This window comes from Pseudomonas alkylphenolica (assembly GCF_000746525.1).
In the GTDB taxonomy this organism is placed as follows: Bacteria; Pseudomonadota; Gammaproteobacteria; order Pseudomonadales; family Pseudomonadaceae; genus Aquipseudomonas; species Aquipseudomonas alkylphenolica.
The window spans coordinates 2124629-2150221 of record NZ_CP009048.1 but is presented as its reverse complement, the minus strand read 5'-3'; the positions used below and the strand labels follow the sequence as shown (position 1 = coordinate 2150221).

Genomic DNA, 25593 nt, shown 5'->3' with positions numbered 1-25593 from the left:
TCATTGAATTTAATGGTCGGGACGGAGTGATTCGAACACTCGACCCCTTGCACCCCATGCAAGTGCGCTACCGGGCTGCGCTACGCCCCGACTGGGCTTGAAGCTTGTTCCCCTAGTTACTGAGAACGTTGAAGAATGTACCCTAACCTTTTGAATTTTGGAAGCATTTTTTCCAAAATTCCCGGCCCGATACGGGCTACTTCTTCAGCACCACCAACACATCTTCCAACTCGACAATCATCTGCCGGATCAGCTGTTTGTACTGGGTGGTGTCGTCCTTGGCTTCATCGCCAGAGAGGCGCAAACGCGCCCCGCCGATGGTGAAGCCCTGGTCGTACAGCAGCGCGCGGATCTGGCGGATCATCAGCACGTCCTGGCGCTGATAGTACCGCCGGTTACCGCGGCGCTTCACCGGGTTGAGTTGCGGGAATTCCTGCTCCCAGTAGCGGAGCACGTGCGGTTTTACCGCACAAAGCTCGCTCACTTCACCAATGGTGAAGTAGCGTTTGCCTGGAATCGGCGGAAGCTCGTCGTTATGACTTGGTTCCAGCATAGGCCTCAACTCGGGCTTTCAACTTCTGCCCTGGACGAAAGGTGACGACTCGACGCGCCGTGATCGGGATCTCTTCCCCTGTCTTGGGGTTGCGGCCCGGCCGCTGGCGTTTGTCACGCAGGTCAAAATTGCCGAATCCGGACAATTTGACCTGCTCGTTGTCTTCCAGAGCGTGCCTGATTTCCTCAAAGAACAGTTCAACCAATTCCTTGGCTTCACGTTTGTTCAGGCCCAGCTCCTCGTACAGCCGTTCGGCCATCTCAGCTTTCGTCAGAGCACCCATACGCTATTTCCTTAACGTGGTGTTCAACCTTTGTTCGAGCGAGGTGAGGATGTTTTGTGTCGCGGTATTCACCTCTTCATCATTAAGAGTGCGCGACGGATGCTGCCAGGTCAAGCCTACGGCCAGGCTTTTTCTATCAGGATCAATGCCTTTACCCTGATAAACATCAAACAGCCTGAGGTCCGTGAGCCATTCGCCTGCATTGTCACGAATTACTTCAAGCACCGAGCTCGAAGCAACATCACGTCCTGCTACCAAAGCCAGGTCACGACGCACTTCCGGGAATTTCGACAGTTCGCTGAACTTCGGCAGGCGGCCATCGGCCACTTCACCCAGGACCAGCTCAAAGACGAACACCGGACGATCGAGGCCGAGGGTCTTGGCCAGTTCCGGGTGGATGGCACCCAGGTAGCCGACTTCGCGACCATTACGCTCGATGCGTGCGGTTTGGCCCGGGTGCAGCGCCGGGTGTTTGCCCGGTACGAAGCTGAACTCGGCGAGCGAACCGGAGAAGCCCAGCACCGCTTCTACGTCGGCTTTCACGTCGAAGAAGTCGATGGTGTCACGGCCGTTGGCCCAACCTTCCGGCAGGCGGCTGCCGCAGACGACACCGGCGAGCATTGGCTCTTGCTTGAGGTCGCCCAGCTGGCCGACGAAGCGCAGGCCGCTTTCGAACATGCGTACGCGGTCTTGCTGACGGTTGAGGTTGTGCTGCAGCGATTTGACCAGGCCCGGCCACAGGGAGGCACGCATGGCCGCCATGTCGCTGGAGATCGGGTTGGCCAGCAGCAGCGGCTCGACGCCTGGGCTGAACAGTTCGAACAGTTTCGGGTCGATGAAGCTGTAGGTGATCGCTTCCTGGTAGCCACGGGCAACCAGCAGACGGCGCAGGGCCGGCAGTTCGCCACGGGCTTCGGCCTTGGCCTGCGGGGCCAGGCGCGCTTGCGGGTAACGCACTGGCAAGCGGTTGTAGCCGTACAGGCGGGCCAGCTCTTCGATCAGGTCGACTTCCAGGCTGATGTCGAAGCGATGGCTTGGTACTTCAACCTGCCACTGACCTTCGCCAGCGGTGGTTTTCAGGCCCAGGCCGTTGAGCAGTTGCTCGACTTCGGCGCTGGCCATTTCCATGCCCAGCATCTGGGTCAGGCGCTCGGCACGCAGGGTGACCGGTGCAACCTTCGGTAGGTGCGCTTCGCTGGTGACGTCAATCACCGGGCCGGCTTCGCCGCCGACGATGTCCAGCAGCAGGCCAGTGGCACGCTCGATGGCTTCGCGGGCCAGCTCCGAGTCGACACCACGCTCGTAGCGGTGCGAGGCATCGGTGTGCAGGCCATAGGAACGCGCCTTGCCGGCAACCGAAATCGGCTCGAAGAAGGCGCTTTCGAGGAAGATGTCGCGAGTGGTGGCGGAAACACCGCTGTGCTCGCCACCCATGACGCCGGCGATGGCCAGGGCGCGGGAGTGGTCGGCGATAACCAGGGTGTCGCTACGCAGCGCCACTTCCTGACCGTCGAGCAGAACGAGCTTCTCGCCCTCCTCGGCCATGCGCACGCGGATGCCGCCGTTGATCTCGGCGAGATCGAAGGCGTGCATCGGCTGGCCCAGTTCGAGCATCACGTAGTTGGTGATGTCGACGGCTGCGTCGATGCTGCGTACGTCGGAACGACGCAGGCGCTCGACCATCCACAGCGGAGTCGGACGCGACAGGTCGACGTTACGGATAACGCGGCCCAGGTAGCGTGGGCAGGCTGCTGGAGCCAGTACTTCAACCGGACGCACTTCGTCGTGGGCGGCAGCAACGGCCGGCACGCTCAGGCGGGTGACCGGTACGTCGTACAAGGCACCGACGTCACGCGCCAGGCCTGCAACCGACAGGCAGTCGCCACGGTTCGGGGTCAGGCCGATCTCGATGCTGGCGTCGTCCAGGTCCAGGTACACGCGAATGTCTTCGCCAACCGGGGCGTCGGCCGCCAGTTCCAGCAGGCCGTCGTTCTCTTCGCTGATCTGCAGCTCGGCCGCCGAGCACAGCATGCCGTTGGACTCAACGCCACGCAGCTTGGCTTTCTTGATTTTGAAGTCGCCCGGCAGTTCGGCGCCGATCATGGCGAACGGGATCTTCAGGCCAGGGCGCACGTTTGGCGCGCCGCACACTACCTGGAAGGTCTCGCTGCCGCTGCTGACCTGGCACACGCGCAGTTTGTCGGCGTCGGGGTGCTGTTCGGTGCTCAGCACCTCACCGACGACGATGCCGCTGAACTGACCGGCAGCCGGGGTGACGCTGTCGACTTCAAGGCCGGCCATCGAAAGACGGGCAACCAGATCGTCTCGGGATACCTGCGGGTTGACCCAACCGCGCAGCCATTTTTCACTGAATTTCATCCTGCTCTCCTGAAAGATTCGTTACGGGTGCGCGACCTAGCGAAATTGCGCAAGGAACCGCAAGTCGTTGTCGAAGAACAGGCGCAAATCGTTGACGCCGTAACGCAGCATGGCCAGGCGCTCGGCGCCCATGCCGAAGGCAAAGCCCTGGAACTCTTCAGGATCGATGCCAGACATGCGCAGCACGTTCGGGTGAACCATGCCGCAACCCATGACTTCCAGCCAGCCGGTCTGCTTGCACACGCGGCAGCCTTTGCCGGAGCAGATCACGCACTGGATGTCGACTTCAGCCGATGGCTCGGTGAAGGGGAAGAAGGACGGACGGAAGCGAACCGCCAGTTCCTTTTCGAAGAACACCCGCAGGAATTCTTCGATGGTGCCTTTGAGGTCGGCAAAATTGATGTCGCGATCGATCAACAGGCCTTCGACCTGGTGGAACATCGGCGAGTGGGTCAGGTCCGAGTCGCAGCGGTATACGCGGCCCGGGCAGACAATGCGGATTGGCGGCTGACTGGACTCCATGGTCCGCACCTGCACCGGCGAGGTGTGGGTGCGCAGCAGCATGTTGGCATTGAAGTAGAAGGTGTCATGCATTGCTCGGGCCGGGTGGTGGCCGGGAATGTTGAGGGCTTCGAAGTTGTGGTAGTCGTCTTCGACCTCGGGGCCTTCGGCGATGCCGTAGCCGATGTGGGTGAAGAACTGCTCGATGCGCTCCAGGGTGCGGGTGATCGGATGCAGACCACCGGAGGTCTGGCCACGGCCCGGCAGGGTCACATCAATGCACTCGGCGGCCAGACGGGCGCTGAGTTCGGCTTCTTCGAAAGCCGCCTTGCGCGCGTTGAGCACCTCGGTGACGCGTTCCTTGGCGTCGTTGATCAGCGCGCCAACTTTTGGCCGCTCTTCGGCAGGCATATTGCCCAGGGTCTTCATCACCTGGGTCAGTTCGCCTTTCTTGCCAAGGAATTGAACCCGGATCTGTTCCAGGGCATTGATGTCTTCAGCGCGTTCCACGGCCTCCAGGGCTTGGGAGACCAGCGCGTCCAGGTTTTCCATGTACAGACTCCAGATACAAAATAGGGGAAGAGCGCAGGCTCTTCCCCTATTAAGACGTTAACACCTGGCGCCGGAAATGACGCCGGGTGATTGTCGGGGTACTTAAGCCAGCGAGGCTTTAGCTTTCTCGACAATCGCAGCAAACGCCGCTTTTTCGTTCACTGCCAGATCAGCCAGAACCTTACGGTCGATTTCGATCGACGCTTTTTTCAGGCCAGCGATCAGGCGGCTGTAGGACAGACCGTTGATACGCGCACCAGCGTTGATACGAGCGATCCACAGAGCGCGGAACTGACGTTTTTTCTGACGACGGTCGCGGTAGGCGTATTGGCCTGCCTTGATGACCGCTTGCTTGGCAACACGGAATACGCGCGAGCGTGCGCCGTAGTAACCTTTAGCCAGTTTCAGAATTTTCTTGTGACGCTTACGAGCGATGACGCCACGCTTTACACGAGCCATGAGTAACTTCCTCTATCTAGAACCAAAAATTAACGAAGGCGCAGCATGCGCTCGACTTTTGCAACGTCCGACGCGTGCAGCAGGCTGCTACCGCGAAGTTGACGCTTACGCTTGGTCGACATTTTGGTCAGGATGTGGCTCTTAAAAGCGTGCTTGTGCTTGATGCCGTTAGCCGTTTTCAAGAAACGCTTGGCTGCACCGCTTTTGGTTTTCATTTTTGGCATGTTCGGATACTCCGCATTCAGTTGATAAACATAACCGCAAGGCCTGCCGTGCCCTGGTGGTTATTTCTTTTTCTTGGGGGCGATGACCATCAAAAGCTGGCGTCCTTCCATCTTCGGATGCTGTTCGACGGTCCCGTATTCGGCGAGATCAGCTTCGATCCGCTTCAACAGTTCCATACCCAGCTCCTGGTGGGCCATCTCACGACCACGGAATCTCAGAGAGATCTTGGTCTTGTCCCCATCACTAAGGAAACGTACCAGGTTGCGTAGTTTTACCTGGTAATCCCCTTCCTCCGTCCCTGGACGAAACTTGATTTCTTTGATCTGGATGATCTTCTGGTTCTTCTTCGCCGCAGCCTGCTGCTTTTTCTTCTCGAACAGGCTCTTGCCGTAGTCGAGGACTTTGCAGACAGGGGGTACAGCGTCAGCAGAAATTTCTACCAGATCCAGTTTCGCTTCTTCAGCGATACGAAGCGCTTCTTCAATCGAGACGATGCCTAACTGCTCGCCGTCAGCGCCAATTAACCGAACCTCACGTGCCGAGATATTCTCGTTGATCGGGGCTTTCGGTACAGCTCGTTTGTCTTGTCTCATATCACGCTTAATAGTAATTACTCCGAATCTTGGCGACCACGCCGGGAAACCGCTTGCGCGAGCAGCTCCGTGAACTGGGCGACGGGCATCGAGCCCAGGTCTGCACCTTCACGGGTACGCACAGCGACAGTTTGCGTTTCGACTTCCCGATCCCCGATAACCAGGAGATAAGGAACCTTGAGCAAGGTATGCTCGCGGATCTTAAAGCCAATTTTCTCATTTCTCAAGTCGGACTTGGCACGGAAACCGCTTTCGGCCAGAGTTTTTTCCACTTGCTGAGCAAATTCAGCCTGTTTGTCGGTGATATTCATGATCACCGCCTGGGTTGGCGCAAGCCAAGCCGGGAACGCACCTTCGTAGTGCTCGATGAGAATTCCGACGAAGCGCTCGAACGATCCGAGGATCGCGCGGTGCAGCATCACAGGGTGCTTGCGGCCGTTGTCTTCGGAGACGAATTCGGCACCGAGACGGATCGGCAGGTTGAAGTCGAGCTGCAGGGTACCACATTGCCAGACACGACCCAGGCAATCCTTGAGCGAGAACTCGATCTTCGGACCGTAGAAGGCGCCCTCGCCCGGCTGCAGGTCGTACGGCAGGCCTGCGCTGTCGAGTGCGGCGGCCAGGGCTGCTTCGGCGCGATCCCACAGCTCATCGGAACCGACGCGCTTCTCAGGGCGGGTCGACAGCTTCATTTCGATGTCTTTAAAGCCGAAGTCGGCGTAGACATCCATGGTCAGCTTGATGAACGCAGCGGATTCGGACTGCATCTGCTCTTCGGTGCAGAAGATGTGTGCGTCGTCCTGGGTGAAGCCACGCACGCGCATGATCCCGTGCAGGGCACCGGACGGCTCGTTACGGTGGCAGGCACCGAACTCGGCCAGACGCAGCGGCAGCTCGCGGTAGCTCTTCAGGCCCTGGTTGAACACCTGCACGTGGCAAGGGCAGTTCATTGGCTTGATGGCGTAGTCGCGGTTTTCCGACTGGGTGGTGAACATGTTGTCGGCGTAGTTGGCCCAGTGGCCAGACTTTTCCCACAGCGAACGGTCAACAACCTGCGGAGTCTTGATCTCCAGGTAGCCGTTCTCGCGCTGAACCTTGCGCATGTACTGTTCCAGTACCTGGTACAGGGTCCAGCCGTTCGGGTGCCAGAACACCATGCCCGGCGCTTCTTCCTGGAGGTGGAACAGGCCCAGGCGCTTGCCGATTTTACGGTGATCGCGTTTTTCCGCTTCTTCGATGCGCTGAATGTAGGCAGCCAGCTGCTTCTTGTCGGCCCAGGCGGTGCCGTAGACGCGCTGCAGCTGCTCGTTCTTGGCATCGCCGCGCCAGTAGGCGCCGGACAGCTTGGTCAGCTTGAACGATTTCAGGAAACGGGTGTTCGGCACGTGCGGACCGCGGCACATGTCGACGTATTCTTCGTGGTAGTACAGGCCCATGGCCTGTTCATCCGGCATGTCCTCGACCAGGCGCAGCTTGTAGTCTTCGCCGCGGGCCTTGAACACTTCGATCACTTCGGCGCGCGGAGTGACTTTTTTGATGACGTCGTAATCGGTGTCGATCAGCTGCTGCATGCGCTGCTCGATGGCAGCCATGTCGTCAGGCGTGAAAGGACGCTCGTAGGCGATGTCGTAATAGAAGCCTTCGTCGATGACCGGACCGATGACCATTTTCGCGGTCGGGTACAGCTGCTTGACCGCGTGGCCGACCAGGTGGGCGCACGAGTGACGGATGATCTCCAGCCCCTCTTCGTCCTTGGGCGTGATGATTTGCAGTTTGGCGTCGTGTTCGATCAGGTCGCAAGCGTCGACCAGCTTGCCGTCGACTTTACCGGCAACGGTGGCTTTAGCCAGGCCGGCACCAATGGATGCGGCGACTTCGGCTACGGATACGGCCTTGTCGAAAGAACGTTGACTGCCATCGGGAAGAGTAATAATGGGCATGGCGCCTCCTCTCCTAGTGGTGACCCCTACCAAAGGTCACGTGGGTTGGGATGAGCCAGTACGCGATCCGCCCCTGTCTTTGCACAAGCAAAGCCTGCCTCACAGTGGCAGAAGCCCGAAAGCCTGCCAGGGAACGAACCAGAGTGACTGGAATAAAAAAGTTGGGAGCTGCGCTACAGCAGGTGCTGGCGCGTTTCCGAGCTGAGCATGCTAGCACAAAGCTTTGCGGCGATTGCGGGGAACTTGAACGGAAATTTTCCGCTCAGAGCTTGTGAAGCGTCCTACTCTTGAAAGACCCAACCCAAGGAGTGTTTGGTTATGCGAGTTCAGTCACTTCTGGCCCTGGCGGCCACCTCTGCCCTGCTGTTGCCGCTGAGCGCCACTGCCGGCAAGCTGCCCGCCGACTACCAGGCGACCTGCGTGGCTCAGGCGCAGAAGCAGCAAGGCGTGACCAAGGACAAAGCCGAAGCGCACTGCAGCTGCGCCGCCAAGGTGCTGGAAAAAAACCTCAGCGATGAGCAGATCAAGGACCTCGACACCCTGCAGGATGGCGTAAATGCGACGCTGATGGAGAACACGCGAAAACAGGTCGCAGCTGCCTGCGCCCCGAAAAAATAGGCCTTTGGCCAGGTAATCCATCGCTATTTTGCTCCAGATCAGCAATCTGCGAAGGTAAAAGGGGCTACAAGCCCATAATTAGACTATGATGGTCGGCGTGCACCCTGTTGGCCTCGGCAACACCGCACTACTGAAAATCATGTTTCTTGGAGATACACCCATGTCTAATCGCCAAACCGGCACCGTAAAATGGTTCAACGATGAGAAAGGCTTCGGCTTCATCACTCCACAAGGTGGCGGCGACGACCTGTTCGTTCACTTCAAGGCTATCGAAACCGACGGTTTCAAAAGCCTGAAGGAAGGCCAGACTGTCTCCTTCGTTGCCGAAAAAGGCCAGAAGGGCATGCAGGCTGCACAAGTTCGTCCAGAGTAAGCTCTGACCGAATAAAAAAACCCGTCCTTGTGGCGGGTTTTTTTGTGCCTGCTTTTTGCCCCACAGGAGCATCGAGCCAGGCCAGGAGCGGTGGGAGCGGGCTTGCCCCGCGATTGCATTTTTTCAGGCGAATCGTATCGCGGGGCAAGCCCGCTCCCACAGTAAGCCCTCTCCCACCGGGGTTTCAGCCGCAGTTGACGCTGGTGACCACGCCCTGGGCATCGGTGTGCAGGTTCAAGCGCTCGGAGCGGTAATCCATTGTCATGACATCACGCGGCCCAAGGGCATGCGCCATTTGCGAGCCGCTGGCTTTGCGCGCCTGCTCGACCAACGCCGGGGTGGCCTGCTTGCCGACGGCGAACTCAGCGCCACGCGCCTCGCAACGGCCATCGTTGTTCGCCGCAGCCTCTGGCGCCTTCGACGACGAACCGCCAGTGCTGCTGCAACCGGCCAGAACGGCAACCGCCAACAGGCTCATCAATGATGCACGGAACATGAATCCTCCTTTAAATACGGAAATACTGCTGCCTATCTGACAGTCTCGCTGGTTTTTTGTTTCAAAACCCGTCAAGTCTGCCTGAGCCAGCGCACTCAGGTACAAGCGCAATCGTCACGGGATTTTGCACAAACGCCGTCGCAACTCAGTACAAGTCGATGTAATCGCTCGTGGGTTTCGGCCAGTTGGCCTGTAACACGTTGAACACCTGCAACACCCAGCGCTCGTCCGCCGCGGCCTGTTCACCGACGCAGCCGGAGCCAGCCGCCCAGGTTTCCAGACGAAAGGCCAGGCCCTCCAGTTCGCGACCACCGACCACCTGTGACAGCCAGGCAACACCGCTACGGTTGACCCGCAGCTGGTTGTGCACCGCATTGCTGCCAGCGCCAAGCATGCTGCGCACGGCCTCAAGGGTGAACTGTTCGGGGTTGTTCAAATCGATCTGCACAGCGCTGTTCCGACTAGCTGGAAACCGTTAGTTTGCCACGACCCCCGCGCTTATGCCTAAGTCGCAGTGCCTTGGCAGGCATCGGCATGATTTACTGCAGCCTACGGCGGAGCGCAATCAAGCCTCCCCTTTCAAACGCCAGGGCCCGGCATTTGAACCCACAGTGCGCGCAGTTTTTCCGGAACCGCTTATGACAAGCCACATCATCGATGCCGACATCAAGGTCAAATGGCCCGAGGGCCAGAGCGCCTACAGCCCGGCCAGCGCCGAAGAATTGATGCTGATTGCTGTTGACCTGCTGGTCAAAGACCTGGGCAACGAGGCTGCGCGCAGCTTCGTCGATCAGGTCTTTGAGCGCTATGCGCACGCTACTTCAGACGCGCAAGCCGCGTACTGAGCAGGTCAAAAAAGCCCTGGGCATCACCACTGTCGACCCACATCACGTTGCTCGGCTGCTCCAGGGTGTTGTACCAATCGGCAATGGTCTGGCCGTAGGTCGGGCCTTCGCGGCTGTCTACCTGCATATAAATCTGCCGCCCCTTGAACAGCTCAGGCTTGAGCAGGTAGGCGATCACGCTGGCGTCATGCACCGGGCCTCCGGGCATGCCGTAATGGTCCATGTCGGTCTTGATGTAGGCATTGAGGATATCCACCACCAGCTTGCTGGCCTGGTTGTTCACTGCTGTCAGCTGGGTGAGGCGCGCGTCGCTGGTCAGCACTTTGTGAGTGACGTCCAGCGGCAGGTAAGTCAGTTTGACCCCGCTGCTGAGCACCACTTCGGCGGCCTCCGGGTCGGCGAACAGGTTGAACTCGGCCACCGGGGTGATGTTGCCACCGTTGAAGTGCGCGCCGCCCATCACCACCACTTCCTTGATGCCCTTGGTGATTTCCGGCGCCTGGATCAGCGCCAGAGCCAGGTTGGTCTGCGGGCCTAGCATGGCTACCGTGATGCTGTGCGGCTCGGCCTTGCCCAGGGTGTCGATCAGGTACTGAACGGCATTGCCTTTGGCCAGACCTGCCTTGGGCTCATGCACCGGAACACCGGGCAAGCCCTCCTCGCCATGAATGTTCGCCGCGTAGATCGGCGTGCGCAGCAACGGCTTGGGCGCACCGGCATACACCGGAATGTCCTCGCGCCCACCCCACTCCCTGGCCAGCCGGGCATTGCGCGAGGTCTTGTCCAGGCGCACGTTGCCGGCCACGGTGGTGATGGCGCGAATCTTCAGTTCATCGGGCGAAGCCATGGCCAGCAGCAAGGCCACCACGTCGTCGGCACCGGGGTCGGTGTCGATAATCAGATCGATCGGTGCGGCCTGGGCGGCACCTGCCGACAGCAGGGACATCAGCAGTACTCCTTGGAGCAAACGTTTGGCAGGTTGAATCCATTCAATCATCAAACAGGTCCTTGTGAGGCAAGCTTCTAGAAAGTAACGCCAGCGATCAAGACGATGTTGCTGTAGGGCTGGCATTCACCCGTGCGCACCACGGCGCGGGCGCCACGGCTGAGCTGTTTGAACTCGGCATGGCTGAGCAGGTTGCGGACACCGAGCTGGCCATGCGCATGGCACTGCTCGATGGCGGTCAGGCCGGGGGGATTGGCCTTGAAGATTTCCTCGGCGAGCACGTGGCTTTCTACCTGCATCTCGCTCAGCACAGTGCGCAGCACACTGGCGAAGTCAGGTATCCCGGGAGTCAGCGCCAGGTCGATCAGCTCGACGCCGGGCGGCACCGGCAAACCGGCGTCGCCGATGACCAGGATGTCCCCATGCCCCAGCGAGGCGATGACCCGTGACAGGGCAATGTTGAGCAAGGGCGTCTTTTTCATGGCTGCAACTCGGCCAGGTAAGGGATCGAAGGCTGCGCACCGGCGCGCGTGACCGACAGGGCCGCAGCGCGCTGCCCGAAAGCAATCGCCTCGCCCTCCTCCGCCCCGCGTGCCAGCGCAGCGGCAAAGCCACCGACAAAGGTGTCGCCCGCCGCGGTGGTGTCCAGCGGCTGCACCACGGGCGCCGGGAAGTGTTTGAAGCCCTGGGCATTGGCGAACAAAGCCCCCTGGGCGCCGAGGGTGACGATGACGCTTTTCACTCCGTGGCTGCGCAAGTGACTGGCGGCGGCTTCGGCGCTGGCAAGGTCAGTCACCGGCAACCCGGTCAGCGCCTGTGCTTCGCTTTCGTTGGGGATCAGGTAGTCGATTGCGCCGTACCAGTTCAACGGCAAAGGCCCCGTGCAGGGCGCCGGGTTGAGAATCACCGTTTTGCCCAAGGCACGGCCACGTTCCAGGGTGTAGGCCACGGTCTGCGCAGGTACTTCCAGCTGGCAGATGATCACTTCGGCGCCTTGCAGCAAGGCATCGAAGGCTTGCACCGACTCAGGCATCAGCTGGCCGTTGCCACCCGGGATGATGACGATGGAATTCTGGCTGCTGGCGTCGACCACGATCAGCGCCAGGCCGCTCGATACGCCTGCACACACCGCTACGCCCTGGCAGTCGATCTGCTCGTCGAGCAAGGCCTGGCGCAGCTGTTGACCGTAGGCATCGTCGCCGACGTTGCCGATCATCGCCACCGCCGCCCCCAGGCGCGCCGCGGCCACCGCCTGGTTGGCGCCCTTGCCGCCCGGCACGGTGGCAAACGACTCGCCTGCCAGGGTCTCGCCGGCACGCGGCAGCCGCTGGGCGCGGGCTACCAGGTCCATGTTGAGGCTACCTACCACTACTACCTTGGCGTGCATGACTGTTCTGTTCTCAGCGGTATTCATTGAAGAGGTCTGGACGCGGTGCGGTGGACTCACGCAGCACGATCTTCGGTGCGACGATGCGCTGCTCCGGCGCGCCGCGCAGCGGTTGGGCAATACGCGACAGCAACAGGGCGGCAGCGCTCTCGCCCAGTTCGCGAATCGACTGGCCGACTGTGGTCAGTGCCGGGAATACGTAGCGGCTGAGCTGGATGTCGTCGAAGCCGATCACCGACAGCTCGCCGGGTACGCAGATGTTGCGCTCGGCGGCGGCGCGCAGCACGCCGATGCCGATCATGTCGTTACCGGCGAAAATCGCCGTCGGCCGCTGGCCGTCGAGCAACTGCGCGGCGGCGGCATAACCACCCAGACTGGTGAAATCGCTGTTGACGATGTGCTCGTCGGCAACCGCAACCCCGGCTTCAGCCAAGGCACGCCGGAAGCCGGCCAGACGCAATTGCGCGGTGCTGGTGCTGGCCGGGCCACCGATGCAGGCGATTTCACGATGGCCCAATTCGAGCAAATGCCGGGTCGCCAGGTATGCACCCTGCTCGTGGTCGATGCTGACCAGATCGGCTTCAACCCCTTCCAGGGCGCGGTCAACGATCACCATCGGTGTACGCACATTGGCCAGGCTGCCTTGCAGGTCGCTGTCTTCACCCACCGAGGCGACGATCAAGCCGTCGATGCGTTTTTCCAGCAGCACGCGCAGGTAGCTGCGCTGCTTTTGCGGGTTGTCGTCGGAGTTGCACAGGATCACGCAGTAGCCGTTGCGTTCGCAGGCATCCTCGATGCCGCGGGCCAGCTCGGCGAAGTACGGGTTGACGCTGTTGGGCACCAGCAGGCCAATGGTGGCGGTGCTACGCGCCTTGAGTGAGCGGGCGACGGCGCTGGGCACGTAGTCGAGCTCAGCGATGGCCGCCTCGACTTTCAGGCGCACCGGCTCGCTGACCGGTCGGGTCTTGTTCAGTACATGGGACACGGTGGTGTAGGAAATCCCCGCCAGTGCCGCGACATCTTTGATAGTTGCCATGGGTCAGTTCCGCCGATTTGAACGTCGGCTACGGTAGGTGTCGAGGACCACGGCGATCACAATGACCGCCCCGGTGATAATGCGTTTGGTCGGCTCTGATGCGCCGATCTGGGCCAGGCCTGCGGCCAGCACGGAGATGATCAGTACACCGAAGAAGGTGCTGATCACCGAACCGCGCCCGCCCATCAGGCTGGTGCCGCCGATAACCACGGCAGCGATGACTTGCAGTTCAAGGCCGGAGCCGGCATTGGGGTCGGCGGCTTCCAGGCGGGAAATCTGGAACAGTGCGGCAAGGCCGGCCAGCAGCCCCATCAGCGAGAACACCAGAATCTTGTACGGACGCGGGTCGATACCGGCCAGGCGCACCGCTTCTTCATTGGTGCCGATGCCGATCAGATAGCGGCCGAACACCGTGCGGGTCAGCACCAGTTGGGCAAGGATGATCACCAGCAAGGCGATGATGAACGATGGCGATACGCCAAATGCCAGCGGATTGGAGAGCCAGGCAAAGGCGTCGCCGATGTAGGCAGTGCGCGAGTCGGTCAGTTGGTAAGCCAGGCCTCGGGCCATTTCCAGCACGCCGAGAGAGACGATGAACGATGGAATCCGCCAGGCCACGGTGATCGAACCGGTGATGCTCCCGGCCAGCGCCGCCACGCCCATGCCGAGCAATGCAGCTGGCAACACGCTCCAGCCCCAGCCGAGCATCGCCACACTGACCGCCGAGGCCGCCAGGGCCAGCACCGAACCGACCGAGAGGTCGATGCCGCCGATGATCAAGACGAAGGTCATGCCGACCGCCAGGACCATCAGGTCGGGGATCTGGTTGGCCAGGGTGCTGAAGGTGCCGTAAGAGAGGAAATGACTGCTGAGAAAGGAAAACAGCACGATCATTGCCAGCAAGGCGCCCGCCAGGCCCAGGTAGGTACCCAGGCCGTAATAGCTGCTGTTGCGCTTGGCGCCGGGGGCAGCGGTGTCCACTGGAGTGGTTTTCATGGGGTCATCCTGGGCGCCGCTTCATGCAGCAACGCGTCACGTTTCTGATAGCCGGCAAAGGCTGCGGCCAGTAGCTGATCCTGGGTCCAATGTTCGCGCTCGAAGGTGTCGATCAGGTGTCCGGCGCTGAGTACAGCGATGCGGTCACAAATCAACATCAGTTCGCGCAGGTCACTGGAGACCACCACCAGCGCCTTGCCCTGGCGCGCGAGTTCGGCGAGCAGGCCGTAGATGTCGAACTTGGCGCCGACGTCGATGCCACGGGTCGGTTCGTCGAACAGCAGCACCGTACAATCGCGCTCCAGCCAGCGGCCGATGACCACCTTCTGCTGATTGCCACCGGACAGCTCGCCAACCACCTGATCGGGACTGGAACTGCGAATGCGCATGGCGCTGATCTGGCGTTGGGCCAATTCACGTTCGGCATTACCGTCGAGCACGCCAGCACGGGAAATCGCCGGCAGGTTACCCAGGGCGATGTTGGCGCTGATTGATTGCGACAGCAGCAGGCCTTCGCCCTTGCGGTCTTCGGTGATCAGGGCGATGCCTTCGCGCACTGCGGCTACAGGGGAGTCGATCTGCACCGGGCGCAATGGCTGGCCCAGCTCGATAGTGCCGCTGTCGGCGCGATCGGCACCGTAGATCAAACGCAGCAGTTCGGTGCGACCGGCACCGATCAGCCCGGAGATGCCGAAAATTTCGCCGCTGCGCACTTCGAAAGAAACGTCACGCACCTTGTCGGCGCGGCTCAGGCCATTGACCTTGAGAATCGGCGCGCCGATCTGGCGCTGGCCCAGGTCAATGTGCTCGGCCAGTTCGCGGCCGACCATGAGGTTGACCAGCTCTGCGCTGCTGTAGCGCGCCATGGGCTCGACGCACACCAGCTTGCCATCGCGCAGCACGGCGATGCGCTGGGCGATGCGCTTGAGCTCTTCCAGGCGGTGAGAGATGTAGACGATGGCCACCCCACGCTGCTGCAGGCGTTCGATCTGGGTGAACAGCAACTCGACCTCGCGCGCGGTGAGCATGGCCGTGGGTTCATCGAAAATCAGCACATGGCAGTCGCCGATCAGGTTGCGGGCAATTTCCACCATCTGTTGATGGCCGATGCCCAGCTCGCCGACCGGGGTGTCCGGGTCGATAGCGTCGAGACCGACCTGAGCCATGGCGGCCCGGGCTTGCTCACGCAAGCGCTTGCGACTGATCCAGCCGCCACGGCTGGGCAGGTTGTCGAGAAACAGGTTCTCGGCCACCGTCAGGGTCGGCAGCAGGTTGAGCTCCTGCATGACCATGCGCACGCCAAGGCGCTCGGCGGCGGCACGGCTGCCGGGCTGGTAAGTCTGCCCCTGATAGTGCATCTGCCCGGTGGTCGGCAGCTCGAGGCCGCCGATGATTTTCGACAGGGTACTCTTGCCCGCACCGTTCTCGCCGGTGAGGGCCAATACTTCGCCGCGATACAGACTCAGCTCGATATCACCGAGCACCGGCTGGGCGTAGGTTTTGCCGATTGCACTGACTGAAAGCACGACATCCGCAGTCGCTGACATTGCTTGATCTCCTGGCGCCCGCCGTCGGGCAGGCGCACGCCATGCCGCTACTGGGTGACCAATTCGACCGGGGTCTGGATGACGTTGTCAGCGTCCACTTCAGGCTTTTCGCCTTTGAGCATCTTCAGCGCCGCCTCGATGCCGAACACCGCCTGTTTGGCGGCGTACTGGTCGGCGGTGGCAAGCACACGGCCGTCCTTTAGCATCGGTTTGATCGCGTTGATGTTGTCGTAGCCGACCACCTGGACCTGGCCAGCCTTGCCCGCCGCGCGCACCGCCGAAACGGCGCCCAGGGCCATGCTGTCGTTACCAGCCAGCAGTGCCTTGAGCTCGGGGTGGGCATTGAGCATGGAGGCGGCAACCGCATTGCCTTTGGCAATTTCCCAGTCGCCCGATTGCACCGAGACGATCTTGATTTGTGCGGCTTCCATCGCGTCTTTGAAACCGGCGGTGCGCTGCTGGGCGTTGGTGGTGGTCGAGACGCCTTCGATAATGCCGACCTCATCACCGGCCTTAAGTTTTTCCTTGGCCAGGTACTCACCCACCAGACGCGCGCCTTTGTGGTTATCCGGGCCTACGAACGGTACGCTGAGGTTTTTGCTTTTGAGCACTTCCGGGTCGAGGCGGTTGTCGATGTTGACCACGGTGATGCCGGCGTCCATGGCCTTTTTCACCACCGGCACCAGAGCTTTGGAGTCCGCCGGGGCAATCACCAGGGCGTTGACCCCGGAAACGATCATCTGCTCGACAATGCGAATCTGGTTGCCAGAATCGGTCTCATCCTTGATGCCGTTGGAAACCAGCTCGAATTCGCCCGCGTGTTCTTTCTGGTAAGCCTTGGCGCCGTCTTCCATGGTCAGGAAGAACTCGTTGGCGAGGGACTTCATCACCAGCGCCACTTTCGGCTTGGCGTCGTCGGCCAGGGCCTGGGACAGGGGCATCGCGAGGGAGAGCGAGGACAGTACGGCGACCGCCAAAAGGCGTCCTGCGAACGGCAGCTTCATGTATTTACTCCGAATCTTATGATTTTTATCGGGTCGCAAACGTTTGCGTTAACTCACTATGGGAACGCAACCAGACTTTGTCAAATTCGACGGCGCAAACTTGCTGGAAGTTGCCTGTGGGAATTATCGTCAAATTACTCGGAAAACCGAACCCCCCAGATAGGGTTATTCGGGTTTTCGAACGCCAAGTCCCTCATACGCCTTCGCCACGTCAAATGAAAACTCATATAAATCAATCGATTGAACATGAAATACGACGAACGGCAGAGCTGGCTCGATTTCTGCTCTTTCCTGCGGGTTACACAGCGAACTCCAGTCATAAGAGAGATCAACGATGAAAGCTGCGCTTAATTCCTTCGTTCCGGGCGCTTTGGCCCTGCTGCTGTTACTGCCCGCAGGCGTCAACGCCAAGGAAGTCGAGAACCAACAGAAACTGGCCAACGTGGTGATTCTCGCCACCGGTGGCACCATCGCAGGCGCCGGCGCCAGCGCCGCCAACAGCGCGACCTACCAGGCCGCCAAACTGGGAGTGGACAAGCTGATCGCCGGCGTTCCGGAACTGGCAAACCTTGCCAATGTACGCGGCGAACAGGTGATGCAGATCGCCTCCGAAAGCATCAGCAACGACAACCTGCTGCAACTGGGCAAGCGCGTGGCCGAGCTTGCCGACAGCAAGGACGTCGACGGCATCGTCATCACCCACGGCACCGACACCCTGGAAGAGACCGCCTACTTCCTCAACCTGGTCGAGAAGACCGACAAGCCGATCGTGGTCGTCGGCTCGATGCGTCCGGGCACCGCGATGTCCGCCGACGGCATGCTCAACCTGTACAACGCCGTGGCCGTTGCCAGCAACAAAGACTCGCGCGGCAAAGGCGTACTGGTAACCATGAACGACGAGATCCAGTCGGGTCGCGACGTCAGCAAAACCGTCAACATCAAGACCGAAGCCTTCAAGAGCGCCTGGGGCCCGCTGGGCATGGTGGTCGAAGGCAAATCCTACTGGTTCCGCCTGCCAGCCAAGCGCCACACCCTGGATTCGGAATTCGACATCAAGAAGATCAGCAGCCTGCCCCAGGTGGACATCGCCTACGGCTACGGCAACGTGACCGATACCGCCTACAAGGCGCTGGCTCAAGGTGGCGCCAAGGCGATCATCCACGCCGGCACCGGCAACGGTTCGGTGTCGTCGCGCGTGGTGCCTGCCCTGCAGGAACTGCGCAAGGAAGGCGTGCAGATCATTCGTTCCTCCCACGTCAACGCCGGCGGCTTCGTGCTGCGCAACGCCGAGCAGCCTGACGACAAGAACGACTGGGTCGTGGCCCACGACCTGAACCCGCAAAAAGCGCGGATCCTGGCCATGGTCGCCCTGACCAAGACCCAGGACAGCAAAGAGCTGCAGCGGATCTTCTGGGAATACTGAGTCCAGTACCCCGCCGACGCTTGCCCGCCCTGTAGGACGGGCAAGCGTACCTCCCCCACCCTCAGCAAACAAACTTTAAACAGACCGCAGCAAACTGCGCGGTTTGCGGTCACATGCGCTCTTTCACTGACGAGCTGTTGCGAAATTGCTTACAGTAAAATACTGTATGCACATACAGCTAAATAAGGAACGTTTCGTGGCCAACACTTCCGCCCCTGCCAGCAGTTACGAGCAACTGGGCATTCGCATCCAGAAAATCATCAATTCACCGACGGCGCAGAAGTCCCGCGCCGCCTTGATCTTCCGCCTGGAGCACGAGTCACCTGATGACTGGGCCACCCTGCTCGAGGAAATCGCCGAAAACGACAACGTCACCCTCGCTTACCGCGATGACGGCGGCGTGCAGATTTTCTGGGTTGTGCCAAAGGAAGACTGAACCGGCATGAGAGTTTCGTTTTTTGCAGTCGCTTGCCTGCTGTTCAGTGCCACCACCACCGCCTACGCCGATGCACCGCGCACCTTCAACGAAGCCAAGAAGGTCGCCTGGCGTTTGTATGCACCGCAGTCCACCGAGTTCTATTGTGGCTGCAAGTACAACGGCAACAAGGTCGACCTCGCTGCGTGCGGCTATGTCCCGCGCAAGAATGCCAACCGCGCTTCGCGCATCGAATGGGAGCATATCGTTCCGGCCTGGCAGATCGGCCATCAGCGCCAGTGCTGGCAAGACGGCGGGCGCAAGAACTGCACGCGCAACGACAAGGTTTACCAGCGCGCCGAAGCCGACCTGCACAACCTGGTGCCGAGCATTGGCGAGGTCAACGGTGACCGCAGCAACTTCAGTTTCGGCTGGTTGCCCGAGCAGCGCGGGCAGTACGGTTCATGCCTGACCCAGGTCGATTTCAAGGCCAAGAAAGTCATGCCGCGGCCGTCGATCCGCGGCATGATCGCGCGCACCTACTTCTATATGAGCAAGCAGTACAACCTCAAACTGTCGAAACAGGACCGCCAGCTCTATGAAGCCTGGAACAAGACCTACCCGCCGCAGCCCTGGGAGCGCCAGCGCAACCAGCGGGTGGCCTGTGTGATGGGGCACGGCAACGCGTTTGTCGGCCCGGTCAACCTCAGCGCCTGCGGCTAAGCCTCAGGCCAGCGCCTGCAGGTAGGCGCTGGCCTGCTGGTAACGGGCCAGGCGCGCCATGTCTTCAGGGCCGGGGATGGCGATGCGCGAGAGGTCGCTGTTGTCGGCAAGGTCAGCCAGTTTCACCACCCGCGCCAACGGATCGCCGCCCAGGCGAATGACGAACGCCTCATAGCTTTCCTGATCGCGACGACTCAGTGCCTGCACCGCCGCGAGGATTTTCAGGGCAAAGCCCTCGCGCGCCAGGTCCGACAAGGTCATGGGGGAATCCTCAAGCACATCGTGCAACACCGCAACGATGCGCTGTTCGACGGTCGAGACCCGCATCATCACCCGCAACGGGTGCAGGATATAGGCAGCGCCGCCCTTGTCCTGCTGCCCTTCGTGTGCCCTGGCTGCCACCGCAATGGCTCGCTCCAGCGTAGACATAAGGCCCTCCCGCTCAACGTTCGCGTCGTTGCAGACGCGCCATGCTGTAGACATCGGTCAACCTGCCGTCACGCATAGCATAGTCACGCAAATGTCCTTCGACTTCAAAGCCATGGCGTTTGTACAGGGCCTGGCGGGTTACCTGCGGATGACTGTACAGCGCGACCAGCCCTTCGATGTGCTGTTCAGTCGCGCGCTGCAGGGTAATGGCGGGGGATGCTTCCTTCATCGTCACGGCTCTCCTTGCGTTGAACCGTGAGTGTACGGGGCCGGGAAAGGTACTGGCTAGCGCGGCGCGTCGTGCTGGATGACGATCGAGTCAGTACCCAGGCGTGCCATTACATCTGCCTGCTTCGCCTCGGCTTCGGCTTTGCTCGGGAACGGACCAAGCAACACCACCGGTTTGCCGTCGCGGTACACCACTGACGAAGGGATCTGTTTTTCGATCAGACGTGCAGTCATGTCGCTCAGGGCGCCCATGTTCGGGCCTTGCACGATTTCGACATCCCAACCCTCAGGGGCGGGTTTATCGGCCATGGCTTCGGCGCTGCGTTGCAGCTCGGCACCGCCACAGGCTTCGCGAATGCGCAGGTTGCTGCCCTTGTCGGCGAGGACGATCTCGTAGCCGTCGGCCTGTTTGAAAGCCACATAGCTGCGGTAAGGCAAAAAGGTACCGGCGTCATCTTTACTGCGCACCTGACCGCAGATTGTGCCCTGCTTGTCGATGCGCACGTTGCCAAACTTGGCCGTCTTCGGATTGGGCAACTGCTCGGCAATCTGCTTGTGCACGCCTTCGACTGCATTTTCACAGCCGGCCAGAGCCAGTACTGCCATTACCATCGCCACTTTGCGCACGCGTCTATCTCCTGGATACAAGCGGCGGATTTTAGCATTTGTGCGCAGGGCAAAGGTTACAATCGGTAGCCTTATCGCGGGGCAAGCCCACTCCCACAGGTGAGCTCTGTGGGAGCGAGCTTGCCCCGCGATAAGGCCAACGCCACCAAAGGATCCCTATGCGCCAGGCACTGCTGATCATCGACGTACAACCCTCGTTCAACCCGCCGCAATGGTTGATCGACGGCATCAACAGCCTGCTTGGGCGCATGCCCTCGGTGGCCACGGTCGAGCGTCATGATGAAAGCCGCACGCCGTTCCAGCGCCAGCTCGGCTGGCAACCGGCCAAGGATGACGACAGCCTGATCGCCGCCGACCAGGTGTTCATCAAGTACGGCTACAGCCCGTCGCCAGAAACCATCGCCCACCTCAGGCAGCTCAACCCCGAGCGCGTGCTGGTGTGCGGCATCCAGACCGATACCTGCGTGCTGGCTGCAGGCTTTGCCCTGTTCGACGCCGGGCTGACCCCGACGCTGATCACCGACCTGACCGTCGGCTCATCCCTGGACCGCAGCGGGCAACTGGGCGCCCAGTTGTGGACCCACCACTTTTGCCACACCACAACCAGCGCCGAGCTGTAATCCAGGCGCAGCAGAATGCAAAAAGGGCGATCCTTTCGGATCGCCCTTTCTGTCGAGATTTGGTAGGCACAATTGGACTCGAACCAACGACCCCCACCATGTCAAGGTGGTGCTCTAACCAACTGAGCTATGTGCCTGCTGTGGGGCGCATAATACGCAGATAACCACTTGTCGTAAAGCTAAATTTTATAAAAAATCAGCAACTTTAGTCTTTCGTTGAAAAACACCCCTCGCCCTTCGTGCCCGCGCACTGTGCGGGCACGAAGTCAAACAAAAACACTAGATGACATTGGCACAGAACAGGTCGTGATTGCCGTCTGCAGCACTACCGCGCACCACCAGAGCATAGTTGCCCGAGCGTAGGCTATCGAGCGACAAGGGTGCGACCTTCACCAGCTCCATACCCGAGCCATGCAGATCTGAACGCACGGTTTGATTCATCGAGTAAGCTGGTTTGCCACTCAAGCCGCCGCACCCGCCCGTGTAGAGGTAGGTATAGAGACGAGCAGGCATTACGGTGAAATCCGGCACACCACTGACAGCGATCCGGATTTCCGTCTCGTTGCCCATCGCCACCAGGCTGGCATGGGCGATGTGCCCGGCGTTGTCCTGAGTTGCCTTCAGCGGGACGCTGACTAGCTGATGATCAGGCCCTGTTGCACAACCTGATATCCATCCGGCTGCCACCACCAGTGCCAGTGAAGATAGAGTCTTCATCGCAGGACTCCTTACAAGCAGTACGCATGAAAGTTATCCCCCTGTTAATTCTAGCGGTGCTGTCTATACAGGCTGTTCTTCGGATAGCCGGCCCCCGAGGAGACGGGATTGCAGAAACAAAAAAGGCGACCCTTTCGGATCGCCTTTTTGGTACCGCCAGCAGGGGCGGATTTGATTTGGTAGGCACAATTGGACTCGAACCAACGACCCCCACCATGTCAAGGTGGTGCTCTAACCAACTGAGCTATGTGCCTGCTGTGAGGCGGCATTCTACGGAATCGGCTGAGCGTGTCAACTCTTTTTTTCTAGCTAAGCCACTGAATAACAAAAGTATTTGTGAAAACCGGGGGTAAAGGATTTTCAACACACGACTAGCGGGTGTTTATTATTATTGATAGCATCGGTACAGTCGTAAAAAATATAAAACAGAGGTTTCGCAGCATGGCCAATACCCCCTACCCTCAGTCCTACTACGCCGCATCGGCCAATCCGGTTCCGCCGCGCCCGGCGCTGCAGGAAGAGGTTCAGACCGATGTCTGCGTGATCGGCGCCGGCTACACCGGTCTGTCCAGCGCCCTGTTCCTGCTGGAAGCGGGCTTCAGCGTGACCGTGCTGGAAGCCGCAAAAGTCGGTTTCGGCGCCTCGGGCCGCAACGGTGGCCAGATCGTCAACAGCTACAGCCGCGACATCGATGTCATCGAACGCACCGTCGGCCCCAAGCAGGCGCAACTGCTCGGCCAGATGGCCTTCGAAGGCGGACGCATCATCCGTGAGCGCGTGGCCAAGTACAACATCCAGTGCGATCTGAAAGACGGTGGCGTGTTCGCCGCCCTGACCGCCAAGCAGATGGGCCACCTGGAATCGCAAAAGCGCCTGTGGGAACGCTTCGGCCACACCCAGCTGGAGCTGATGGACCAGAAGCGCATTCGTGAAGTGGTCGATTGCGACCAGTACCTGGGCGGCATGCTCGACATGAGCGGCGGCCATATCCACCCCCTGAACCTGGCGCTGGGCGAAGCCGCAGCCGTCGAGTCGCTGGGCGGCAAGATCTACGAGCAATCCCCGGCAGTGCGCATCGAGCGTGGCGCCAACCCGGTGGTGCACACCCCACAAGGTAAAGTACGCGCCAAGTTCGTCATCGTTGCCGGTAACGCCTACCTCGGCGGCCTGGTGCCAGAGCTGGCGGCCAAGTCCATGCCGTGCGGCACCCAGGTGATCACCACCGAGCCGTTGGGCGAGGAACTGGCGCGCAGCCTGCTGCCGCAAGACTACTGCGTCGAAGACTGCAACTACTTGCTCGACTACTACCGCCTGACCGGCGACAAGCGCCTGATCTTTGGTGGCGGCGTGGTGTACGGTGCCCGTGACCCGGCGAACATCGAAGCGATCATCCGTCCGAAGATGCTCAAGGCCTTCCCGCAGCTCAAGGACGTGAAGATCGACTACGCCTGGACCGGCAACTTCCTGCTGACCCTGTCGCGTCTGCCACAGGTCGGCCGTCTGGGCGACAACATCTACTACTCCCAGGGTTGCAGTGGCCACGGCGTCACCTACACCCACCTGGCGGGCAAGGTACTGGCCGAGGCCCTGCGTGGTCAGGCCGAGCGCTTCGACGCATTCGCCGAACTGCCGCACTACCCGTTCCCGGGTGGCCAGATGCTGCGTGTGCCGTTCAGCGCCATCGGCGCCTGGTACTACAGCCTGCGCGACCGTCTGGGCTTCTAAGCCCGGGCCCGGCCGGCGCCGTCATTGCCCCAGGGCGCTGACGGCCTGGCGGGCCGCTTGTTCCTGGCCCGCCTGGGCCAGGTCATTGGCCGCCTTCAGCCAACGCTGACGGTCAACCTGAGCCGGCAACTGGCTCGGCGGCTGCACCAGCACTGCCCAACTCCCCTGCTTGCTCCACGCCGATGCGAAGTCGTCGAAGTCCATCAGCAGCCGTCGATTGTTCCCCGCCCGCAGCAGCACCCGTTGCTTGTAGCTGTCGTAACCGACCAGCAAGGCATAACGCGGCTCACCCCAGAACGCCGCACCCTGTTCGAAACGCAGCAGCACCGGATTGCCTGCAGCCACCTGGGTCAGCAGCGCGTTCAGCTTCGGCTCCAGCGGATAGACCACCATGCCGTACTGACGGGCGACGTTCTGCATCGAACCCTGCAATTTGTCGATGCCCTGGGGCAGGCCCAATGGCTGTTCGAGCAAACCGGGGGTGATACGCACGCCCTGTTGCGACAGGATCGCCGCCAGGGCCATCGGCGCGCTCTGGTTGGCATTGCCGCGGTAGAACGGCACCGAGCCGATTTCCACCCGTTGTGGCAAACCCTTGGTCGGCGCAGCAGGCTGACTGGCGCAACCGGCCAGGGCCAGGGCCATCGCACAGGCGGCCAGCAGGCGGCGCGGGGCGAAAGCGGAGAATGTGGTAGACAGTGGCAGCATGAACACTCGCTTGTGCTGATGCCCGGCAGACAGCGCCCGGCCCTGGGGAGCGATCATAGGCCGGCAGGCCGCGTGGGTATAGTGTGAAGGCGGCTTAGAACAAAGCGACCCAAGGGCTAGACCATCGGTCAATGGCTTGAAACAGGGCTTGGGCTAGACTCTAGGGGTGTCCGCGTGGCAAGCATCATGGGCTGGCCAGGGACCTGAGGAGGCAGACATGAGCCTGACAATGGCCATTTTCATGCTGGTGAGTGCCTGGTTGAGCGTCGCCGCCGCCATGCTCTGGGGCGTGCTGCGGATTGCCCGCCGCCATCACCCGCACCATACCTTGCCGAAGAAAACCAGTGAGGCGGCACCCACCCGGCGCAGTCGCCGGCATGCCAATGCACATTGATTCCTGAAAAGCATCGCGGGGCAAGCCCGCTCCCACAGTGATCTTCTGTGGGAGCGGGCTTGCCCCGCGACTTACATCAGCCTTCAGCCGCTTCGCGCTTGAGCCGTGCCCGGCGCGACAGAATGTTCAGCGCTTCGATCGCGGTAGAGAACGCCATCGCTGCATACACATAACCTTTCGGTACATGGGCGCCAAAGCCTTCAGCGATCAGGGTCATACCGATCATGATCAGGAAGCCCAGGGCCAACATCACCACGGTCGGGTTGTCGTTGATGAACTTGGCCAGCGGGTCGGCCGCCACCAGCATCACGATCACGGCACTGATCACGGCAATGATCATGATCGGCAAGTGCTCGGTCATGCCCACGGCGGTGATGATGCTGTCGATCGAGAAGACGATGTCCAGCAGCAGGATCTGACCAATAGCGGCCGCAAAGCCCAGGGTGATGGTCGAAGACGCTTTGCTTTCTTCCTTGGCCCGCGGGTCGACGCTCTCGTGGATTTCAGTGGTCGCCTTCCACAGCAGGAACAGACCGCCGGCAATCAGGATCATGTCCTTCCAGGAGAAGGCATGGCCGAACACATCGATGACCGGCTCGGTCAGTTGCACGATCCAGGCAATGGTGCTGAGCAGACCCAGGCGCATCACCAGCGCCATGCTGATACCGATTCGACGCGCCTTGGAGCGGAATTCCTCGGGCAACTTGTTGGTCAGGATGGAGATGAAGATCAGGTTATCGATGCCGAGCACGATCTCCATGGCCACCAGGGTGGCCAGGGCTACCCAGGCGGTCGGGCTTGCAGCGAGTTCCAACAAGTATTCCATGAATCATTCCTGCATCAAGGTAAGG

The 25593-nt window shown here is 60.7% G+C and carries 31 protein-coding genes, 3 tRNA genes and 1 pseudogene; 9 read left to right on the top strand and 26 right to left on the bottom strand.

Going from position 1 to position 25593, the window contains the following annotated elements; translation table 11 throughout:
• Positions 1-13: 13 nt before the first annotated feature.
• The 9 genes from PSAKL28_RS10025 to thrS form a co-directional block, all read right to left on the bottom strand.
• A tRNA-Pro gene (locus PSAKL28_RS10025) sits at positions 14-90 on the bottom strand.
• Between the two features lie 106 nt (positions 91-196).
• Positions 197-553 carry a MerR family transcriptional regulator gene (locus tag PSAKL28_RS10020; RefSeq protein ID WP_010222411.1) on the bottom strand — a complete coding sequence of 119 codons (357 nt, stop codon included), beginning with the start codon at positions 551-553 and terminating at the stop codon, positions 197-199.
• Entirely contained in the window at positions 534-836 is a 303-nt protein-coding gene (gene ihfA, locus PSAKL28_RS10015; protein ID WP_002553164.1) for an integration host factor subunit alpha, read from the bottom strand. Before ihfA ends, PSAKL28_RS10020 begins: the two co-directional genes overlap by 20 nt.
• A 3-nt stretch (positions 837-839) precedes the next feature.
• On the bottom strand, positions 840-3215 hold the full coding sequence (pheT, locus tag PSAKL28_RS10010; RefSeq protein ID WP_038609635.1) for a phenylalanine--tRNA ligase subunit beta: 2376 nt from the start codon (positions 3213-3215) through the stop codon (positions 840-842).
• A 36-nt stretch (positions 3216-3251) separates the two neighbouring features.
• Positions 3252-4268: a phenylalanine--tRNA ligase subunit alpha gene (gene pheS / locus PSAKL28_RS10005; RefSeq protein WP_038609632.1), complete on the bottom strand. Its 1017-nt coding sequence runs from the start codon at positions 4266-4268 to the stop codon at positions 3252-3254.
• A gap of 102 nt (positions 4269-4370) precedes the next feature.
• The gene (rplT, locus tag PSAKL28_RS10000) at positions 4371-4727 is read right to left on the bottom strand and encodes a 50S ribosomal protein L20 (RefSeq protein ID WP_010222414.1); all 357 of its coding nucleotides are present in this window, start codon (positions 4725-4727) and stop codon (positions 4371-4373) included.
• Positions 4728-4756: 29 nt separating this feature from the next.
• Positions 4757-4951, bottom strand: a complete 195-nt coding sequence (gene rpmI, locus PSAKL28_RS09995) for a 50S ribosomal protein L35 (RefSeq protein WP_027620572.1) — start codon at positions 4949-4951, stop codon at positions 4757-4759.
• Between the two features lie 60 nt (positions 4952-5011).
• On the bottom strand, positions 5012-5563 hold the full coding sequence (gene infC / locus PSAKL28_RS09990; RefSeq protein ID WP_174446961.1) for a translation initiation factor IF-3: 552 nt from the start codon (positions 5561-5563) through the stop codon (positions 5012-5014).
• Positions 5563-7485: a threonine--tRNA ligase gene (gene thrS, locus PSAKL28_RS09985; RefSeq protein ID WP_038609624.1), complete on the bottom strand. Its 1923-nt coding sequence runs from the start codon at positions 7483-7485 to the stop codon at positions 5563-5565. Before thrS ends, infC begins: the two co-directional genes overlap by 1 nt.
• A 318-nt stretch (positions 7486-7803) precedes the next feature.
• Here thrS and PSAKL28_RS09980 point away from each other — a divergent pair, with 318 nt between their 5' ends.
• Together PSAKL28_RS09980 and PSAKL28_RS09975 are read left to right on the top strand one after the other, a co-directional pair.
• Positions 7804-8103 carry a hypothetical protein gene (locus PSAKL28_RS09980; protein ID WP_038609621.1) on the top strand — a complete coding sequence of 100 codons (300 nt, stop codon included), beginning with the start codon at positions 7804-7806 and terminating at the stop codon, positions 8101-8103.
• Between the two features lie 160 nt (positions 8104-8263).
• Positions 8264-8476 (top strand): cold-shock protein, encoded by a 213-nt coding sequence (locus tag PSAKL28_RS09975; RefSeq protein ID WP_007956027.1) that lies wholly within the window; start codon positions 8264-8266, stop codon positions 8474-8476.
• 184 nt (positions 8477-8660) lie between these two features.
• Here PSAKL28_RS09975 and PSAKL28_RS09970 read toward each other — a convergent pair whose 3' ends face one another.
• Both PSAKL28_RS09970 and PSAKL28_RS09965 read right to left on the bottom strand, forming a co-directional pair.
• Positions 8661-8972 carry an I78 family peptidase inhibitor gene (locus PSAKL28_RS09970; protein ID WP_038609616.1) on the bottom strand — a complete coding sequence of 104 codons (312 nt, stop codon included), beginning with the start codon at positions 8970-8972 and terminating at the stop codon, positions 8661-8663.
• Between the two features lie 145 nt (positions 8973-9117).
• Positions 9118-9420, bottom strand: coding sequence for a hypothetical protein (locus tag PSAKL28_RS09965; RefSeq protein WP_038609614.1), 303 nt, complete (start codon positions 9418-9420; stop codon positions 9118-9120).
• Between the two features lie 190 nt (positions 9421-9610).
• On the opposite strand from PSAKL28_RS09965, the gene PSAKL28_RS09960 reads away from it, so the two are divergent.
• The gene (locus tag PSAKL28_RS09960) at positions 9611-9817 is read left to right on the top strand and encodes a hypothetical protein (protein WP_038609611.1); all 207 of its coding nucleotides are present in this window, start codon (positions 9611-9613) and stop codon (positions 9815-9817) included.
• Here the strand turns inward: PSAKL28_RS09960 and PSAKL28_RS09955 are convergent.
• Genes PSAKL28_RS09955 through PSAKL28_RS09925 form a run of 7 tightly spaced genes read right to left on the bottom strand, consistent with a single transcriptional unit; the run spans position 9789 to position 16733 of the window.
• Positions 9789-10814: a nucleoside hydrolase gene (locus tag PSAKL28_RS09955; protein ID WP_038609608.1), complete on the bottom strand. Its 1026-nt coding sequence runs from the start codon at positions 10812-10814 to the stop codon at positions 9789-9791. The genes PSAKL28_RS09960 and PSAKL28_RS09955 overlap by 29 nt on opposite strands.
• Positions 10815-10840: 26 nt before the next feature.
• The gene (gene rbsD, locus PSAKL28_RS09950; RefSeq protein WP_038609605.1) at positions 10841-11245 is read right to left on the bottom strand and encodes a D-ribose pyranase; all 405 of its coding nucleotides are present in this window, start codon (positions 11243-11245) and stop codon (positions 10841-10843) included.
• Positions 11242-12150, bottom strand: coding sequence for a ribokinase (gene rbsK, locus PSAKL28_RS09945; RefSeq protein WP_038609602.1), 909 nt, complete (start codon positions 12148-12150; stop codon positions 11242-11244). Before rbsK ends, rbsD begins: the two co-directional genes overlap by 4 nt.
• Positions 12151-12163: 13 nt before the next feature.
• Positions 12164-13186 carry a LacI family DNA-binding transcriptional regulator gene (locus tag PSAKL28_RS09940; RefSeq protein ID WP_038609599.1) on the bottom strand — a complete coding sequence of 341 codons (1023 nt, stop codon included), beginning with the start codon at positions 13184-13186 and terminating at the stop codon, positions 12164-12166.
• A 3-nt stretch (positions 13187-13189) separates the two neighbouring features.
• Positions 13190-14182 carry an ABC transporter permease gene (locus PSAKL28_RS09935; RefSeq protein ID WP_038609596.1) on the bottom strand — a complete coding sequence of 331 codons (993 nt, stop codon included), beginning with the start codon at positions 14180-14182 and terminating at the stop codon, positions 13190-13192.
• Complete coding sequence (locus PSAKL28_RS09930) at positions 14179-15729, bottom strand: sugar ABC transporter ATP-binding protein (protein WP_038609593.1); 1551 nt, start codon at positions 15727-15729, stop codon at positions 14179-14181. The genes PSAKL28_RS09935 and PSAKL28_RS09930 overlap by 4 nt, the downstream gene beginning before the upstream one ends.
• 47 nt (positions 15730-15776) lie before the next feature.
• Positions 15777-16733 carry a sugar ABC transporter substrate-binding protein gene (locus tag PSAKL28_RS09925; protein ID WP_038609590.1) on the bottom strand — a complete coding sequence of 319 codons (957 nt, stop codon included), beginning with the start codon at positions 16731-16733 and terminating at the stop codon, positions 15777-15779.
• Between the two features lie 334 nt (positions 16734-17067).
• Here PSAKL28_RS09925 and PSAKL28_RS09920 point away from each other — a divergent pair, with 334 nt between their 5' ends.
• The 3 genes from PSAKL28_RS09920 (at position 17068) to PSAKL28_RS09910 (ending at position 19294) form a co-directional block, all read left to right on the top strand.
• Positions 17068-18156: an asparaginase gene (locus PSAKL28_RS09920; RefSeq protein WP_038609587.1), complete on the top strand. Its 1089-nt coding sequence runs from the start codon at positions 17068-17070 to the stop codon at positions 18154-18156.
• A 166-nt stretch (positions 18157-18322) separates the two neighbouring features.
• Positions 18323-18592 carry a DUF1654 domain-containing protein gene (locus tag PSAKL28_RS09915; protein ID WP_051939240.1) on the top strand — a complete coding sequence of 90 codons (270 nt, stop codon included), beginning with the start codon at positions 18323-18325 and terminating at the stop codon, positions 18590-18592.
• Positions 18593-18598: 6 nt separating this feature from the next.
• Positions 18599-19294 (top strand): endonuclease, encoded by a 696-nt coding sequence (locus tag PSAKL28_RS09910; protein ID WP_038609581.1) that lies wholly within the window; start codon positions 18599-18601, stop codon positions 19292-19294.
• Between the two features lie 3 nt (positions 19295-19297).
• Here the strand turns inward: PSAKL28_RS09910 and PSAKL28_RS09905 are convergent, their stop codons facing one another.
• The 3 genes and pseudogenes from PSAKL28_RS09905 to PSAKL28_RS09895 form a co-directional block, all read right to left on the bottom strand.
• Positions 19298-19723 carry a bifunctional (p)ppGpp synthetase/guanosine-3',5'-bis(diphosphate) 3'-pyrophosphohydrolase gene (locus PSAKL28_RS09905; protein ID WP_038609579.1) on the bottom strand — a complete coding sequence of 142 codons (426 nt, stop codon included), beginning with the start codon at positions 19721-19723 and terminating at the stop codon, positions 19298-19300.
• Positions 19724-19736: 13 nt separating this feature from the next.
• A pseudogene (locus PSAKL28_RS28520) lies at positions 19737-19853 on the bottom strand (GNAT family N-acetyltransferase); the annotation flags it as partial.
• Between the two features lie 155 nt (positions 19854-20008).
• A complete protein-coding gene (locus PSAKL28_RS09895; protein WP_038609573.1) occupies positions 20009-20578 on the bottom strand; it encodes an SPOR domain-containing protein in 570 nt (189 codons plus the stop codon).
• A 158-nt stretch (positions 20579-20736) separates the two neighbouring features.
• Between PSAKL28_RS09895 and PSAKL28_RS09890 the strand changes: the two genes are divergently transcribed.
• A complete protein-coding gene (locus PSAKL28_RS09890; protein WP_038609571.1) occupies positions 20737-21198 on the top strand; it encodes a cysteine hydrolase family protein in 462 nt (153 codons plus the stop codon).
• A gap of 60 nt (positions 21199-21258) precedes the next feature.
• Here PSAKL28_RS09890 and PSAKL28_RS09885 read toward each other — a convergent pair.
• The 3 genes from PSAKL28_RS09885 to PSAKL28_RS09875 form a co-directional block, all read right to left on the bottom strand.
• Positions 21259-21335 (bottom strand) — tRNA-Val (locus PSAKL28_RS09885).
• Between the two features lie 142 nt (positions 21336-21477).
• Complete coding sequence (locus PSAKL28_RS09880) at positions 21478-21915, bottom strand: hypothetical protein (RefSeq protein WP_038609563.1); 438 nt, start codon at positions 21913-21915, stop codon at positions 21478-21480.
• A 177-nt stretch (positions 21916-22092) separates the two neighbouring features.
• Positions 22093-22169 (bottom strand) — tRNA-Val (locus tag PSAKL28_RS09875).
• A gap of 187 nt (positions 22170-22356) precedes the next feature.
• On the opposite strand from PSAKL28_RS09875, the gene PSAKL28_RS09870 reads away from it, so the two are divergent.
• The gene (locus PSAKL28_RS09870) at positions 22357-23640 is read left to right on the top strand and encodes an NAD(P)/FAD-dependent oxidoreductase (protein ID WP_038609560.1); all 1284 of its coding nucleotides are present in this window, start codon (positions 22357-22359) and stop codon (positions 23638-23640) included.
• A 21-nt stretch (positions 23641-23661) separates the two neighbouring features.
• Here the strand turns inward: PSAKL28_RS09870 and PSAKL28_RS09865 are convergent, their stop codons facing one another.
• Positions 23662-24405, bottom strand: a complete 744-nt coding sequence (locus tag PSAKL28_RS09865; protein ID WP_038609557.1) for a peptidase C39 family protein — start codon at positions 24403-24405, stop codon at positions 23662-23664.
• Positions 24406-24565: 160 nt separating this feature from the next.
• On the opposite strand from PSAKL28_RS09865, the gene PSAKL28_RS27850 reads away from it, so the two are divergent.
• On the top strand, positions 24566-24742 hold the full coding sequence (locus tag PSAKL28_RS27850; protein ID WP_167335119.1) for a hypothetical protein: 177 nt from the start codon (positions 24566-24568) through the stop codon (positions 24740-24742).
• A 76-nt stretch (positions 24743-24818) separates the two neighbouring features.
• Here the strand turns inward: PSAKL28_RS27850 and PSAKL28_RS09860 are convergent, their stop codons facing one another.
• Complete coding sequence (locus tag PSAKL28_RS09860) at positions 24819-25568, bottom strand: TerC family protein (RefSeq protein ID WP_038609554.1); 750 nt, start codon at positions 25566-25568, stop codon at positions 24819-24821.
• Positions 25569-25593: the final 25 nt, after the last annotated feature.